The organism is Gammaproteobacteria bacterium (assembly GCA_013817245.1).
Classification (GTDB): Bacteria; Pseudomonadota; Gammaproteobacteria; order HTCC5015; family HTCC5015; genus JACDDA01.
Genome location: JACDDA010000001.1, coordinates 387914 through 403898 on the forward strand (window position 1 = coordinate 387914; position 15985 = coordinate 403898).

The 15985-nt window shown below is 44.6% G+C and carries 11 protein-coding genes; 9 read left to right on the forward strand and 2 right to left on the reverse strand.

Annotation, left to right across the window (positions count from 1 at the left end):
• The 7 genes from H0W44_01925 to metF all read left to right on the forward strand — a co-directional run bounded on the left by H0W44_01925 (window position 1) and on the right by metF (window position 12733).
• Window positions 1-1155 (forward strand): deoxyguanosinetriphosphate triphosphohydrolase, encoded by a 1155-nt coding sequence (locus tag H0W44_01925; GenBank protein MBA3581190.1) that lies wholly within the window; start codon window positions 1-3, stop codon window positions 1153-1155.
• Window positions 1156-1182: 27 nt separating this feature from the next.
• Window positions 1183-2544, forward strand: a complete 1362-nt coding sequence (locus H0W44_01930; GenBank protein MBA3581191.1) for an AAA family ATPase — start codon at window positions 1183-1185, stop codon at window positions 2542-2544.
• A gap of 160 nt (window positions 2545-2704) precedes the next feature.
• Window positions 2705-7177, forward strand: a complete 4473-nt coding sequence (gltB, locus tag H0W44_01935; GenBank protein MBA3581192.1) for a glutamate synthase large subunit — start codon at window positions 2705-2707, stop codon at window positions 7175-7177.
• A gap of 86 nt (window positions 7178-7263) precedes the next feature.
• On the forward strand, window positions 7264-9063 hold the full coding sequence (locus H0W44_01940; GenBank protein ID MBA3581193.1) for a DNA primase: 1800 nt from the start codon (window positions 7264-7266) through the stop codon (window positions 9061-9063).
• A 171-nt stretch (window positions 9064-9234) separates the two neighbouring features.
• Entirely contained in the window at window positions 9235-10395 is a 1161-nt protein-coding gene (locus H0W44_01945; protein MBA3581194.1) for a methionine adenosyltransferase, read from the forward strand.
• Window positions 10396-10397: 2 nt separating this feature from the next.
• Window positions 10398-11819, forward strand: coding sequence for an adenosylhomocysteinase (locus H0W44_01950; protein MBA3581195.1), 1422 nt, complete (start codon window positions 10398-10400; stop codon window positions 11817-11819).
• Window positions 11820-11887: 68 nt separating this feature from the next.
• Window positions 11888-12733 carry a methylenetetrahydrofolate reductase [NAD(P)H] gene (gene metF, locus H0W44_01955; protein MBA3581196.1) on the forward strand — a complete coding sequence of 282 codons (846 nt, stop codon included), beginning with the start codon at window positions 11888-11890 and terminating at the stop codon, window positions 12731-12733.
• 8 nt (window positions 12734-12741) lie between these two features.
• On the opposite strand, the gene H0W44_01960 is transcribed toward metF, so the two are convergent.
• Window positions 12742-13212: a DNA starvation/stationary phase protection protein gene (locus tag H0W44_01960; GenBank protein ID MBA3581197.1), complete on the reverse strand. Its 471-nt coding sequence runs from the start codon at window positions 13210-13212 to the stop codon at window positions 12742-12744.
• Between the two features lie 197 nt (window positions 13213-13409).
• On the opposite strand from H0W44_01960, the gene H0W44_01965 reads away from it, so the two are divergent.
• Together H0W44_01965 and H0W44_01970 are read left to right on the forward strand one after the other, a co-directional pair.
• Window positions 13410-14759, forward strand: a complete 1350-nt coding sequence (locus H0W44_01965) for an adenosylmethionine--8-amino-7-oxononanoate transaminase (GenBank protein ID MBA3581198.1) — start codon at window positions 13410-13412, stop codon at window positions 14757-14759.
• A 20-nt stretch (window positions 14760-14779) separates the two neighbouring features.
• Window positions 14780-15511: a 16S rRNA (uracil(1498)-N(3))-methyltransferase gene (locus H0W44_01970; GenBank protein MBA3581199.1), complete on the forward strand. Its 732-nt coding sequence runs from the start codon at window positions 14780-14782 to the stop codon at window positions 15509-15511.
• A 6-nt stretch (window positions 15512-15517) separates the two neighbouring features.
• Here the strand turns inward: H0W44_01970 and H0W44_01975 are convergent, their stop codons facing one another.
• Window positions 15518-15982, reverse strand: a complete 465-nt coding sequence (locus H0W44_01975) for a chemotaxis protein CheW (protein ID MBA3581200.1) — start codon at window positions 15980-15982, stop codon at window positions 15518-15520.
• Window positions 15983-15985: the final 3 nt, after the last annotated feature.

The following is a 15985-nucleotide window of genomic DNA, read 5'->3' on the forward strand; positions in this document are numbered from 1 at the left end:
ATGCAACACCCGTTTGCACAACTTGCGCCCTACGCTGCCAATGAAGATCAATCAGCAGGTCGCATGCATCCTGAACCTCACCCAGGTTATCGCAACCAATATCAACGCGATCGTGATCGCATTATTCACTCCACTGCTTTTCGTCGTCTCGAATATAAAACTCAAGTCTTTGTAAATCATGAAGGCGATTTATTTCGCACGCGTTTAACGCATTCATTAGAAGTTGCGCAAATTGCTCGTTCTATCGCACGCGCGCTTGGTTTGCACGAAGAACTCACCGAAGCCATTTCATTAGCGCATGATTTGGGCCATACACCTTTTGGCCATGCTGGCCAAGATGCACTTAACGACTGCATGAAACCTTATGGTGGTTTTGAACATAATTTGCAATCGTTACGTGTAGTCGATGTACTCGAGGAAAAATACGCGGAGTTTGATGGCTTAAATTTAATGTTTGAAACTCGCGAAGGAATTTTAAAACACTGTTCGGCTAAAGTAGCCAAAACCTTAGGCACCATTGGTAAACGCTTTTTACAACAAAAACAGCCCAGCTTAGAAGCGCAACTCGCCAATGTTGCCGATGAAATCGCTTATAACAATCATGACGTTGATGATGGGTTGCGCTCTGGTTTAATCAACTTAGACGAGCTACTGGAAATCGAGTTGTTCCGCACGGAATATGAAAAAGTGTCTCGAGAATATCCAAACCTGCTCATCCGCAGAAGAATTTACGAAATAATTCGTCGCATGATTAATCGTCAAGTAAATGATTTAATCGAAACCAGCCGACAAAATATCGCACACGCCAATCCGAAAAGCATTGAAGAAGTCCGCGCACTTAAAGAGCCATTGATTCGTTTCAGCCCTGAAATGAAAAATATTCATTTACAATTAAAACAATTTTTAAGAAAAAAGCTTTATTTGCATTATCGCGTTCACCGCATGACCACTAAAGCGCAACGCATTATTCGTGAGATTTTTGCGGTCTACATGCACGATTCATTATTATTACCCAACGAATACCTGCAACGCACCTTCGATCACAATAACGATGAAGATCGCGCACGCGTAATTGCAGATTACATTGCGGGCATGACGGATCGTTACGCCATTGCCGAATATGATCGGCTTTTTGATCCTAAAGTCACCTCATGAACATCTGCGCGTCAACCTCGGGCAATCATGAATAGCACGCCGACATTAACGCGTAACCAACTCGCAGCGCTGAGTCTTAAGCAACAGCCTTTTCAAGCGCCACAAAGATTAGCTGAAATATTTTTATCGCCCGCACTCAATATGCTCGTGAATGCTTTAAGTTTGCAGCTCATCGCGCACTCACATACACAAGTTGTAAAAGGTGAAGCCGGTAGCGGCAAAACCACCTTAGCGAGCTTGTTAATTTATAAACAACCGCAAAACGCTTCTATATATAAAATACAAGCCACGCGCAGCGCTTCCGTGAATGATTGCCTGCAACAAATATACCCCAATCTTTCTAGCCATGATTTAAAAACCGTTTCTACCAAAGTCGCTACTTTATTATTTCGGGAATTACGCAATCGCATCCAGCCCGTTATCATTATCGATGACGCACATGTCTTATCAAAAAAAACGCTGCGTTCATTATTAAAATACGCGGAAACCATCGGCAAACAAGGTAGCGGTCAACCGCGTTTTGTTTTAATTGGCGAACGTTCTATCGATCAACTGCTTGAACAAGTAGAACCTGAATTACTCGATCCCAGCCAAGTTCACAGCTCTTTACTACGACCCTTTAATCGCATGGAAGTAGAAGCCTATATACAACATCGTTTTGCAGCCGCCGGTTGCACTGCATTACCGTTCGACAATGACTCGCTAGAACGCATATTAAATCAAGCCGGCGGCTCTCCCGGCAACGTCAATTATCTTTGTTGGCGAGAATTGAATAAAGAAGCGCCTTCTGCATTATTAACTTGGCTGCGCAACCATAAAACCTTACTGATAGTACCGGGGCTCGTCATCACATTATTATTTGCGTGTTTAATAGTGTGGTCATTCAGAACTTATTTATTACCTTATAACGTTGCGGCTCAACGCGGCAACGATGCGCCCGTTGAAATTAAAAACTCAATTACGCAGCAGCCTAACACTCCCACAAAACCAGTAACGGCCGCGCCCGCGCTTATTGCTGCCACGCCCAGCACTATCAACACGACTACGAACAATAACGTTATCAATAACAACGCGACCCAAAATGCTGCGCCACTTTATGCGCATCAATGGTTGCGTGATCAAGCCCCGAATCACTACATGATTCAACTTTTAGGTACGTGGGATTATCCGAAGTTACAAGCCCTAAATAATTCGCTTAAATTACCGCGCTCGCTTGCTTATTATCGTACTGAACGTAATGACCAGACGTGGCACGTTTTGGTTTATGGTCCTTTCGACGATTACGAACAAGCGCAACAAGCTTTACAGCAATTACCTCCAGAGCTCAAAGCGAGCCAGCCGTGGATCCGTAAAATCGACTCTATTTTATCCAGCCTCGATACAAAATAAACGCCCAACGGCGGCTGCTTATTTGGCGTGCTTTTGCGCCTGCGCTATAATCCCCGTCCTTTTGCCCGGGGCAAATTTCCCGGACTTATGCCGACTCGACGATTGATTGGTTTTTTCCGTCAAGCCGGTTTTTGAACTTCACTTTTCAGGATTTTTCGGTATGTCGAGCGAGAACAGACAACCTGTTGGCGGGCTTTATCGCCCCGAATTTGAACGCGATAATTGTGGTTTCGGCCTTATTGCCCATATGGACAATGCGCCCAGTCACTTTTTAGTGAAAACCGCCATCACTGCATTAATGCGCTTAACGCATCGTGGCGCGGTCGCGGCCGACGGTAAAACCGGCGATGGTTGCGGCTTGTTACTCAAAAAACCTGATAGCTTTTTGCGCGCTAAAGCCGCTGAAAATGGCTTCAAATTGGCTGATATTTATGCGGTCGGCATGGTTTTTCTCAATAAAGATCCTGCTTTAGCAAACCACGCCAAACAGTTTTTAAATCAAGCACTAAGCGAACGAGGACTCGATGTTCAAGGTTGGCGGGTAGTGCCTACCGATACCCACGCGTGCGGTGAAGAATCGCTCAAGACCTTGCCACATATCGAACAAATTTTTATTAATGCTCCAGCCGGAATGGATGTTGCGCAATTCGAACGTATTTTGTTCACCGCCCGCCGGATCAGCGAAAATGCGCTGGAAACTCAAGATCCCACCTTTTATATACCCAGTTTATCGAGCAAGCTGATTTCATATAAAGGCTTGGTGATGCCCGCCCATTTGGCCGAGTTTTACCAAGACCTGCAGGATGAAAGCTTAACGTCAGCACTGTGCGTGTTCCATCAACGCTTCTCAACCAATACTTGGCCCCAATGGCGTTTAGCGCAACCGTTCCGTTACTTAGCGCATAACGGTGAAATCAACACCATTCAAGGCAATCGTTTTTGGGCTTTAGCGCGTGGGCCTAAATGCCAAACGCCTTTATTACCTGAATTACCCAAAATGTTGCCGCTGGTATCGTTACAAGGTTCGGACTCTTGTTCGCTGGATAATATGCTGGAAGTGATGCTGGCGGGCGATATCGATATTTTCCGAGCAATGCGCACTTTAATTCCGCCGGCTTGGCAAAATATGTCAAATATCGACGCCAACCTCAAAGCATTTTATGAATATAACTCCATGCACATGGAACCGTGGGATGGTCCCGCGGGCATTGTGCTCACCGATGGTCGTTACGCTGCCTGTTCAATGGATCGTAACGGTTTACGGCCGGCGCGTTGGGTCATCACTAAAGATCGCCACATCACGCTTGCCTCAGAAATTGGGGTGTGGGATTACAAACCCGAAGACGTGGTTAGTAAAGGACGTTTGAGCCCGGGCCAAATGATCGCAGCCGACACCGAAACCGGTAAATTATTATCGTCAGCTGAAATTGATGCGGTATTGATGCGTCGTGTACCCTATCTTGATTGGCACAAAAAACATGTGCAACAAATGGAGTCACGTTTAGACGATCAAAGCTTTAGTGATCCGCCCATCAGCGCAACGACGTTAAGCGTGTACGAAAAACTATTTCAAGTCACCTTTGAAGAACGCGATCAAATTTTACGCGTTTTAGCCGAAGCCGGACAAGAAGCGGTCGGTTCAATGGGTGATGACACACCCATGGCGGTGCTCTCACAAAAAGAACGCTCACTTTACGATTACTTCCGTCAACAATTTGCGCAAGTTACCAATCCTCCGATTGATCCTTTGCGCGAACAAATTGTAATGTCGCTGGAAACACGTTTAGGCCGACAAAGTAATTTATTTGAAGAAAAAGCCGAATACGCAAAACGCTTCATCATGAAGTCACCGATTTTATCGCAAGTGACTTTCAAAAAAGTACTCGCTATTAATGATCCGCATTATGCGAGTCAGGTGATCGATTTAAATTACGAGCCCAGTCTCGGTTTAAAACAAGCCATCATCACTATTACTGATCAAGCCGTAGCAGCTGTTAAAGCTGGCAAAACTTTAATTGTGTTATCCGATGCAGCAATCGCGCAAAACAAACTACCTGCGCATGTTTTATTAGCCACCGGCGCGGTACATCATCGTTTAATTCGCGAAGGTTTACGCTGCGATGCCAATATCATTATCGAAACCGCAACAGCACGTGATTCACATCACTTCGCCGTGTTACTAAGTTATGGCGCAACGGCTATTTATCCTTATCTTGCCTATGAGTCTTTAAATGGCATGATCGGCACCAATGAAATAAAAGACAAAGACCGTCATCATCTTGCGAAAAATTTTCGCGCGGGCATTGATAAAGGTCTATTTAAAATCATGTCGAAAATGGGCATCTCCGCGATTTCTAGTTATCGCGGTGGCCAACTATTTGAAATCATCGGTTTGTCTGATGACATTGTGGAATTATGTTTCAGCGGCACTACCAGTCGCGTCAAAGGCGCAGACTTTGCTGATTTGCAACACGATCAACAAATTCTTGCTAACGAAGCGTGGGATACACGCAAATCAACACGCCAAGGCGGCTTACTAAAATATATTCACGATGGTGAATACCATGCTTACAATCCCGATGTGGTCAACACCATTCACAAAGCGGTTGAGTCAGGTAGTTATGCCGATTATTTAGCCTTTGCTGAAGTCGTTAATCAGCGCCCGCCTATGGTGTTTCGTGATTTATTAGTTTTAAAAAATAATACGACCGCAGTTCCTATCGACGAAGTTGAAGCCGATACCGAATTATTTAAACGTTTTGATACCGCGGGCATGTCACTCGGTGCTTTGTCACCCGAAGCACATGAAGACTTAGCGATTGCAATGCATCGTTTAGGTGGCCGCTCTAACTCTGGCGAAGGTGGCGAAGATCCTAATCGTTTCGGCACTGAACGCATGTCGAAAATTAAACAAGTCGCATCAGGTCGTTTTGGTGTGACGCCGCACTATTTAGTGAATGCGGAAGTGTTACAAATAAAAATCGCGCAAGGTGCAAAACCTGGCGAAGGCGGGCAATTGCCCGGCCATAAAGTAAATGAAATGATCGCTAAACTGCGTTACTCAAAACCCGGTGTTGCATTAATTTCACCGCCGCCGCATCACGACATTTATTCAATTGAAGATTTAGCGCAATTAATTTTTGATTTAAAACAAGTGAACCCTGCTGCTTTAGTCTCAGTGAAATTAGTATCTGAGCCGGGCGTGGGCACCATCGCCGCCGGTGTAGCAAAAGCGTACGCTGATTTAATTACCATTTCAGGTTATGACGGCGGCACCGGTGCAAGTCCATTAACGTCGGTACGTTATGCTGGCTCACCGTGGGAATTAGGTTTAGTAGAAACTCATCAAACCTTACGCGCTAATAATTTGCGCGACAAAGTTCGTTTGCAAACCGATGGTGGTTTAAAAACCGGTATTGATGTGATCAAAGCGGCGATCTTAGGTGCAGAAAGTTTTGGTTTTGGCACTATGCCGATGGTAGTGTTGGGTTGTAAGTTTTTACGCATTTGTCACTTAAACAATTGCGCCACGGGTGTGGCAACGCAAAACAATATTCTGCGCTTGCGTCATTTCCGCGGCAATCCAGAAAAAGTAATGAATTATTTTAAATTCGTCGCACGCGAAACACGCGAATTAATGGCGCAATTAGGCGTGCGTAAAATTACTGATTTAATTGGCCGCACCGATCTTTTAGACGTGTTACCAGGCACAACTGAAAAACAACGCAAATTAGATTTAAGCGCGATGTTATCAGACGCCGGCGTACCAGCAGACAAACCCACACATTGTGTAACGCCAACCAATCCGCCGTTTGACAAAGGCGAGTTAGCCGAACAAATGGTGCGCGATACTTTGTCTGCGATTGAGAAAAAACACGGTGGTGAGTTTAGTTACGCAGTAAGTAACTACAATCGCTCCATGGGCGCACGTTTATCCGGTGAAATCGCTAAACGTCATGGCAACTTAGGCATGGAAGACGCACCCATTACTATTAAATTAAAAGGCACCGCAGGACAAAGTTTAGGCGTTTGGAATGCGGGCGGTTTACATTTATATTTAGAAGGTGATGCTAACGACTATGTCGGCAAAGGTATGGCAGGCGGCAAAATCGTAATACATCCTGCAAGCGATGCGCCTTTCGTTGGCAAAGACACCACCATCATCGGCAACACATGTTTGTATGGTGCAACCGGCGGGAAATTATTTGCAGCAGGTCAAGCGGGCGAACGTTTTGCTGTGCGTAACTCTGGCGCATTTACGGTAGTAGAAGGCATCGGTGATCACGGTTGCGAATATATGACCGGCGGCGTAGTGACTATTCTCGGCCCCACCGGCGTGAACTTCGGTGCAGGTATGACGGGTGGTTTTGCGTTTGTACTGGATCACGACAATAGTTTTGTTGATCGTTTTAATCGCGAATTGATTGATATTCATCGCATCAACACGGAAGCGATGGAAGCGTATCAACATTTCTTGATGGACACTTTGCGCGAACACGTGCGAGAAACTGCGAGTCCTTGGGGGCAACAACTGCTAGAGGATTTTTATGGTTCATTGCACCGCTTCTGGTTAGTCAAACCAAAAGCAACCGAACTAGATTCCTTACTCGAAACACTGCGCGAAGCCGCTTAAACTAGCACGCGCGTGACACTAACAATCTCATCTGCAGCTGTTTTGATTCATACAAAACAAGCAGATGAGATATTAATTGTTAAATCATGAGCCGCATCCCACAATCTTTTCTTGATGACTTATTAAATCGTATTGATATTGTCGATGTGATTGACGCGCGCGTCACACTCAAAAAAACCGGCAGTAATTATTCTGCTTGCTGCCCTTTCCATCATGAAAAATCACCTTCGTTTACGGTCAGCCCCACGAAACAGTTTTATCATTGTTTTGGTTGCGGCGCACACGGCACGGCCATTCGTTTTATTATGGAATATGAGCGCATTGAATTTCCAGAAGCAGTTGAACAACTTGCTGCCTCAATTGGTTTAGATGTTCCGCGCGAAGGCGGCGAACATGTTTCACGCGACGCCAATGCATTACTGTATGAAACATTAAATGCGGCCAAAGTTGCCTATAAACAATATTTGAAACAAACGCCTACAGCCATTGAATATTTAAAAAATCGCGGCGTTAACGGCGAAACCGCCGCATTGTTTGAAATAGGTTATACACCCGAAGCTTGGGATACTTTATTCAAAACCGCCAATAATCAAACCGAAGCAATTCAAGCTTTATTACAAAGCGGCATGTTGATTGAAAAAGAAAATAGTAAAAATGCATTTTATGATCGTTTTCGACAACGCATCATGTTTCCTATTCGCGATCGACGCGGTCGCACCATTGGTTTTGGCGGACGTTTGTTAGTAAACGCAGAGAATCAACCAAAATATTTAAACTCGCCCGAGACGCCTATTTTTCACAAAGGCCAAGAATTATTTGGTTTATACGAAGCCCGCAGCGCCAACAATAAATTAGAACAATTATTAGTCGTTGAAGGTTATATGGATGTCGTCATGCTGCATCAGCATGGCATTAATTATAGCGTCGCGACTTTAGGCACCGCCACTACTAGCGAGCATTTACATTTATTATTCCGTTATACCGATACGGTGGTATTTTGTTTTGATGGCGATAATGCAGGAAGACGCGCCGCGTGGCGTGCATTGGAAACATCATTACCTTTAATCAACGGTAGCAAACAAGTACGTTTTTTATTTTTGCCCGATGGCGAAGATCCAGACTCCTTAGTTCAAAAAGAAACTAACAGTGTATTTGCGCAGCGTGTTTTTAATGCGCAAAGTTTGCCGGATTATTTGTTTGCGCATTTAACCGAAGAGTTACCGCTGAATGACGCGGCTAATCGCGCGCGATTAGTGGAAAAAGCGAAGCCTTTATTGCAACGCATTCAAGATGGCGTTTTAAAAGCCTTAATCGTTCAACAGCTTGCAGAAAAAGTCCAACTACCGATTAATACCTTACTCAATAGTTTAGGCAACAGCTTGATCGCGCCCACGAAACCCGAACGTGCTGCACGTCCCACTGAAGCTTTGATCTCAACTATTAGTTCGCCTATAAAACCTCAACAACCCGTATTAGTACAACATCAATTACAAATGAATGATGTGCGCACCGCGATTGCGGTATTACTCGCACAACCCACAGTTGCCTTGCAATGCAGCGAAAGTAGTTTGGAAGCCATTCAACAAGTTCAGCAAGCAGGTGTGGAATTACTGGTCGAGCTAATTGATTGTGTGCGCGAAGAACCTTCCTTAAGTTCGCCTGCCTTGCTCAATCGTTATGAAGATCATGAACACGCAAATGCTTTATATCAATTAGCACTACAGCCGTTAGCCGTGCACGATGCTGAAACAGAATTACCCGGAATTTTTATGGATGCTATTAACAATCTGGTTAAAAAAGCGCATAAACAACGCATCACCGAACTATCTCAACGTTACGATCAACTGAGCGATGAAGAAAAAGTCGAATTACAGCGTTTGTCTTAACTTATACAATCCCGCTGCGCTTATGGCGCTGGTTTTATCATTAAAAGTTCATCACCATTCATAGCCAATATGAGTAGAAATACTCCCCTTCCCCAACCGTCTTCAGTAGAATGGCGACCTTTCTTGGCCCGGTCTTCCGGCAACCCCGGTTTTTTATAGGTACGGCGTGTTATGGCAAAAAACTACATTTTTACTTCCGAATCGGTCTCTGAAGGCCATCCCGACAAAATGTGCGATCAGATTTCAGACGCCGTGTTGGATGCCATCCTCGCGCAAGACCCCTACGCCCGCGTGGCCTGCGAAACCTTGGCCAAAACCGGCATGGTAGTGCTGGCCGGTGAGATCACCACTACCGCCAACATCGACTACGAGAAAATCGTCCGCGAGACGGTTTTAAGCATTGGTTACAACCATTCTGATATGGGTTTTGATGGTGCCACCTGCGCGGTAATTAACGCCTTAGGCAAACAATCCCCCGATATCGCGCAAGGCGTCGATCGTCAAAAACCAGAAGACCAAGGTGCCGGCGATCAAGGTTTGATGTTCGGTTTTGCGACCAATGAAACCAGTGTATTGATGCCCGCTCCGATCACCTATTCGCATTTGTTAGTGCGCAAACAAGCCGAATTACGCAAATCCGGTAAATTGCCATGGTTACGTCCGGATGCCAAAAGCCAAGTCACTTTCCGTTATGAAAATGGTAAGCCTGTCACCGTTGAAGCGATTGTATTGTCCACCCAGCATTCCCCCGATATCAGCCAATCGGAATTGCGCGATGCGGTTATGGAAGAAATCATCAAACCCGTATTTCCTGGCGAATGGTTAAATGCCAAAACTCAATATCATATTAATCCTACCGGCCAATTTATTATTGGCGGCCCGGTGGGTGATTGCGGCTTAACCGGCCGCAAAATTATTGTGGATACTTACGGCGGCATGGCGCGCCACGGCGGCGGCGCTTTTTCCGGTAAAGACCCTTCAAAAGTGGATCGCTCCGCGGCCTATGCGGGTCGTTATGTGGCAAAGAATATTGTTGCTGCCGGTTTAGCCGAACAATGCGAAATCCAAATTAGCTATGCCATCGGGGTCGCGCAACCAACGTCTATCAGCGTTGATACTTTCGGCACAGGTAAAATCGATGACGCTAAAATTGTTGGGCTAGTGCGCGATCATTTTGATTTACGTCCTTACGGCATTCAACGCATGCTCGATTTACTACATCCGATCTATCAACCCACCGCGTCTTATGGCCACTTTGGTCGCGAAGACATTGCCTTGCCTTGGGAGCGTACTGATAAAGCCGCCATCCTAAGCAAAGCTGCAGGAGTATAAAGATGCAAAACAATACCGCTGAAAAACTAAATCCCGATTACGCCATTGCTGATATCAAATTAGCTGATTGGGGTCGTAAAGAAATTGCTATCGCCGAAACTGAAATGCCGGGGCTTATGTCCACGCGCGAAGAATATCGTAAAGCACAACCTTTAAAAGGTGCGCGCATTGCCGGTTCATTGCATATGACGATTCAAACTGCAGTGTTAATTGAAACACTGGTGGAACTCGGTGCAGAAGTGCGTTGGGCATCGTGCAATATTTATTCTACTCAAGATCACGCAGCAGCAGCCATTGCAGCGCGCGATGTACCCGTTTTTGCTTATAAAGGTGAATCACTGGAAGAATATTGGGAATACACACATCGCATCATGGAATGGCATGACGGCGGCACTCCCAACATGATTCTCGATGATGGCGGCGACGCCACCATGTTAGCGATTTTAGGCTCTAAAGCCGAAAAAGATATTAGCGTGTTAAATAATCCCGGCAGCGAAGAAGAAACTTTTTTATTCGCTTCGATCAAAAAACATTTAGCGCTCAAACCCAGCGGTTGGTACACCCAGTTAGCGAAAAACATTAAAGGCGTTACTGAAGAAACCACTACCGGTGTGCATCGTCTATATCAAATGCAAAAAGATAACACCTTGCCATTCCCCGCAATTAACGTGAATGACTCCGTCACCAAATCTAAATTTGATAATTTATACGGCTGCCGCGAATCTTTGGTTGACGGCATTAAGCGTGCAACCGATGTCATGATCGCCGGTAAAATCGCTATCGTTTGCGGTTACGGTGATGTAGGTAAAGGTTGTGCACAATCATTACGCGGTTTAGGCGCTGTTGTATGGGTCACCGAAATTGATCCGATCTGTGCATTACAAGCAGCAATGGAAGGTTATCGCGTAGTAACGATGGAAGATGCAGCGGCGGTTGGTGATATTTTTGTTACCGCAACTGGTAATTTCCACGTCATCACTCACGAACACTTAATCGCTATGAAAGACCAAGCGATTGTTTGCAATATTGGTCACTTCGATAATGAAATTGATATTGCCAGTCTTAAACAATATCAGTGGGACAATATCAAACCCCAAGTTGATCACGTCATTTTCCCCAACAAAAAACGCATTATCTTGTTAGCAGAAGGCCGCTTAGTGAATTTAGGTTGCGGTACAGGTCATCCGAGTTTTGTAATGTCGAATTCATTTACCAATCAAACGTTGGCGCAAATCGAATTATGGAATAACAACGGTCAATATAAAAACCAAGTGTATATCCTGCCAAAAATTCTTGATGAAAAAGTCGCCGCATTACATTTAGGTAAAATTGGCGCCAAACTAACTAAGCTGACACCAACACAAGCGAAATACATTAGCGTTTCAGCAGATGGTCCTTATAAGCCCGATCATTATCGTTATTAATTAGCTCCCGCCAAGGGCGATAACATTCTATAAAAAAAATATTATCGCCCGTTCAGGAAAAATAAAATATGGAATCACAACGCCTGCACGTACCGACTTTTAGTTTTGAATTTTTCCCACCCAAAACAGCCGAAGGTCGACAAAAACTCTTAAAAGTACATAGCGAATTAGCCGCATTAAAGCCGCGCTTTTTTTCCGTGACTTTTGGTGCAGGTGGTTCTACTCGCGATCGTACCCTAGAAACCATCGCTGACATTAAAAGCGCCGGCTCCGATGCCGCACCACACATCTCATGTGTCGCGTCTAGCAAAACCGAAATCGCTGAGTTATTAATTCATTATCAACAAACCGGCATTAAACATTTAGTCGCTTTGCGCGGCGACATGCCTTCCGGCGACCCTGCTCGTGGCGAATTTAATCATGCGAATGAATTAGTTGAATTCATTCGCAAAACCACCGGTAAGGATTTTTTTATTGAAATTGCAGCTTATCCAGAAACGCATCCACAAGCACATTCTACTGAAAAAGATTTGCAAAACTTTAAACGCAAAGCAGACGCCGGTGCCGATAGCGCCATCACTCAATATTTTTATAATCCAGATTCCTATTTTTATTTTGTGGAACGCTGCGAAAAAATGGGCATTAATTTACCCATCGTGCCGGGCATTATGCCGATTACTAACTACACGCGCCTGGCACGTTTTTCCGATGCCTGTGGCGCAGAGATTCCGCGTTGGATTCGCAAACAACTTGAAGCCTACGGCGATGACGAAGCCGCGATTCGCGACTTCGGCACCGAAGTAGTTACTAATTTATGTCACACCTTATTAGAAGCAGGTGCGCCGGGATTACATTTTTATACTATGAATCAAACCGAACCGACGTTAGCGTTGTGGAAAAATTTAGGCTTATAAAACATTAATTAACTCTCTAGTAAACTCCGCAACATCCACGCATTCTTTTCATGCAACTGAATGCGCTGAGTTAACAAATCTGCACTCGCTTCATCAAATGCTTTTTGCACCATCGGATAGGCTGCGCGCGCAGTACGAACCACCGCTTCTTGACCTTCTGCCAATAATTTAATCATATCAACGGCTTTAGGTACACCCGTGGTTTCTTGAATAGAACCTAACTTCAAATATTCTACATAAGTACCCGGCGCCAGAAAATCTAAAGCACGAATACGCTCTGCAACCAAATCAACGGCTAAAGCTAATTCGTTGTACTGAGTTTCAAACAATAAATGCAAGGTTTGAAACATAGTTCCCGTCACATTCCAATGGAAATTATGCGTTTTCAAGTACAAGATATAAGCGTCCGTCAATAGTTTAGAAAGCTCATGGCTGATGTTTTTACGATCTTGCTCACTAATACCAATATTGATGTCCATACTAAACTCGCTGTGTTTGTGTTACATATTTGGGCTTATCTATACGAATTTGGGTGATTAAAAATTCATACTATAAATAAAATTAATAGGATCCTGCGTGCCAAGCCTTCTGACAGGTTCTGAAATGGTTTTTCAAGCTGTCGTAATATCTGGCCTATATCTCCCTTCTCCGCATTGACTGTATTACAATGCACAATATGAATAATCAACAACTGATCGAACGCGATCTTGCCGTCCTCTGGCATCCTTGCACCCAAATGAAAGATCATGAATGGCTGCCTTTAGTGCCGATTCAATCTGCACAAGGTGTGTGGTTGCATGATTTTGATGGCAATCGTTATTTAGATGCGGTGAGTTCTTGGTGGGTAAATTTATTTGGGCATAATAACCCTCGTATTAATGCCTCGATTCAACAACAGTTACACACGCTAGAACATGTCATGCTCGCGGGTTTCAGTCATGAGCCTGCCATTAAACTCGCCGAACGTTTAATCGCGCTCGCACCTCCCGGTTTGCATCGCGTATTTTATGCAGACAACGGTTCTGCAGCCGTTGAAGTCGCGTTAAAAATGAGTTTTCACTATTGGAAAAATAGTGGCCAAACCCAACGCACTAAATTTATTACGTTAGCAAATAGTTATCACGGCGAAACCTTAGGTGCATTAGCCGTGGGTGATGTAGCTTTATATAAAGATACCTACGCACCTTTATTGATGGAAGTGATTACTGCGCCGTCACCGGATTGTTTTTATTGTGAGGCAGGCGAAAGCTGGGAAGCTTACAGCTTAAAACAATTCACCAAGATGGAAGCGTTATTAGCCGAGCATCATCAACACACTTGCGCGGTGATTGTAGAACCCTTAGTACAATGCGCGGGTAGTATGCGCATGTATCATCCTATTTATTTAACTAAATTGCGCGAGGCTTGCGATCGTTATCACGTGCATTTAATCGCGGATGAAATTGCCGTGGGCTTTGGCCGTACAGGTACTTTATTTGCCTGTGAGCAAGCTAACATCACGCCTGATTTTATGTGTTTATCTAAAGGTTTAACTGGCGGTTATTTGCCATTATCAGCCGTGTTAACTCGTGAATCTATTTACGCCGCTTTTTACGATGATTACGCGGCCCAAAAAGCATTTTTGCATTCGCATAGTTACACCGGCAATGCACTTGCCTGTAGCGCAGCGCTCGCTACTTTGGATATTTTTTCAACTGATGATGTGTTATTGAGCAATCAAAATAAATCTCGTTTATTGCATGCTGCGGTGGCTGATTTAGTCGACCATTCGCAGGTAGCTGAAATACGTCAACACGGCATGATATTGGCGATTGAATTGATTAAAGATAAAGCTAACCGCACACCTTTCCCTGCCGCAGAACGCCGTGGTTTAAAAGTTTATCAACACGCGTTAAAGAACGAGGTTTTATTGCGACCATTAGGGAATGTCATTTATTTTATGCCGCCTTACATTATTAGCGAAGCAGAAATAAGACAATTAGGCAGCGTCGCTAAAAACAGCATCGCTTTTGCTCTTAAAGACTAAGTAGGGATTAATTTCATAACATGCGCAACACTCGTGTTTATTTACCAACGCCATTACACGCTGGTGAAACAGTTAATCTAGATGAACGCGCGCGCCATCATCTGGTAACGGTGTTGCGTTTTGAATCTGGAATGAGTTGCAACATCTTCGATGGCCAGGGTAATGAATACAGTGCGACTTTAGAAGTAAAAGGCAAACATGCACACGCATTATTGCAAAGTAAGATTATTTCTCCGCGCGAATCACCGCTAGCCTTGCATCTCGGTCAAGGCATTTGCCGCAATGATCGTATGGACTGGGTGACTCAAAAAGCAGTCGAACTAGGCGTGCAACGTATCACGCCCATCATTACTGAGCGCACTCAAACACGCATGGATGTTAAGCGCGAAACCAAACGAATGGAACATTGGCAAGCGATTATAATTGCTGCGTGTGAACAATCAGGTCGTTGTTATTTGCCTACATTGCACGCACCATTAAATGTGCCCGAATGGCTAGATGCGTGCACGAATTTAGATGCGTGTTTATTACTTGATCCACAAGGCGCGCAGACTGTGCAATCATTGCCGACCAACATAACATCGGCGGCATTATTTATTGGGCCAGAAGGTGGCTTAAGCGATAAAGAACGTGAGGCGGCGTATCAACAAAATTGGCAAGGTTTACGTTTAGGGCCGCGTATTTTGCGCACAGAAACGGCTGCGTTAACCGGCATTAGCATTTTGCAAGCACGCTGGGGAGATTTTATTTAAAAGTGTTTATTGCCAATAACGATGTGTATAGGTCATCAATGCTTCGAAGTTAGGGATCGCAGCAATAATATCGCCATTGATTTGAATATTCATGTTCACTAAACCATGACTGCTGTGTTCGCCATAGTCCACTACTTTTAACTGCGCTTCACCTAATACTAAAGGCGTAGGATCTTTTTGCGCCGTTAATGCAATATAGGGTAACAATTCCTCGTCATCTTCTGACAACGCATGCAAGACGATGGCTTTAGTTTGCATATTAAATTTAGGAATAGTATCGCCAACTGCCGCTTCAAACGATAACAAGGGTACAGTCCATCCTCGCCACTGCACTTTACCAATCAAACCACCTTGCGCATCCACGACGATATCCAATTCGCGGCCGTTAATAATATCTACCACCACGCTTGCAGGTAACAACAATTGTTGTTCATACATGCTTAGTAACATACATTGTATGGTGTCGCTCATGCA

Coding starts and splice junctions, on each gene's coding strand:
- H0W44_01925 (MBA3581190.1), top strand. CDS start 1: ATGCAACACCCGTTTGCACAACTTGCGCCCTACGCTGCCAATGAAGAT.
- H0W44_01930 (MBA3581191.1), top strand. CDS start 1,183: ATGAATAGCACGCCGACATTAACGCGTAACCAACTCGCAGCGCTGAGT.
- gltB (MBA3581192.1), top strand. CDS start 2,705: ATGTCGAGCGAGAACAGACAACCTGTTGGCGGGCTTTATCGCCCCGAA.
- H0W44_01940 (MBA3581193.1), top strand. CDS start 7,264: ATGAGCCGCATCCCACAATCTTTTCTTGATGACTTATTAAATCGTATT.
- H0W44_01945 (MBA3581194.1), top strand. CDS start 9,235: ATGGCAAAAAACTACATTTTTACTTCCGAATCGGTCTCTGAAGGCCAT.
- H0W44_01950 (MBA3581195.1), top strand. CDS start 10,398: ATGCAAAACAATACCGCTGAAAAACTAAATCCCGATTACGCCATTGCT.
- metF (MBA3581196.1), top strand. CDS start 11,888: ATGGAATCACAACGCCTGCACGTACCGACTTTTAGTTTTGAATTTTTC.
- H0W44_01960 (MBA3581197.1), bottom strand. CDS start 13,212: ATGGACATCAATATTGGTATTAGTGAGCAAGATCGTAAAAACATCAGC.
- H0W44_01965 (MBA3581198.1), top strand. CDS start 13,410: ATGAATAATCAACAACTGATCGAACGCGATCTTGCCGTCCTCTGGCAT.
- H0W44_01970 (MBA3581199.1), top strand. CDS start 14,780: ATGCGCAACACTCGTGTTTATTTACCAACGCCATTACACGCTGGTGAA.
- H0W44_01975 (MBA3581200.1), bottom strand. CDS start 15,982: ATGAGCGACACCATACAATGTATGTTACTAAGCATGTATGAACAACAA.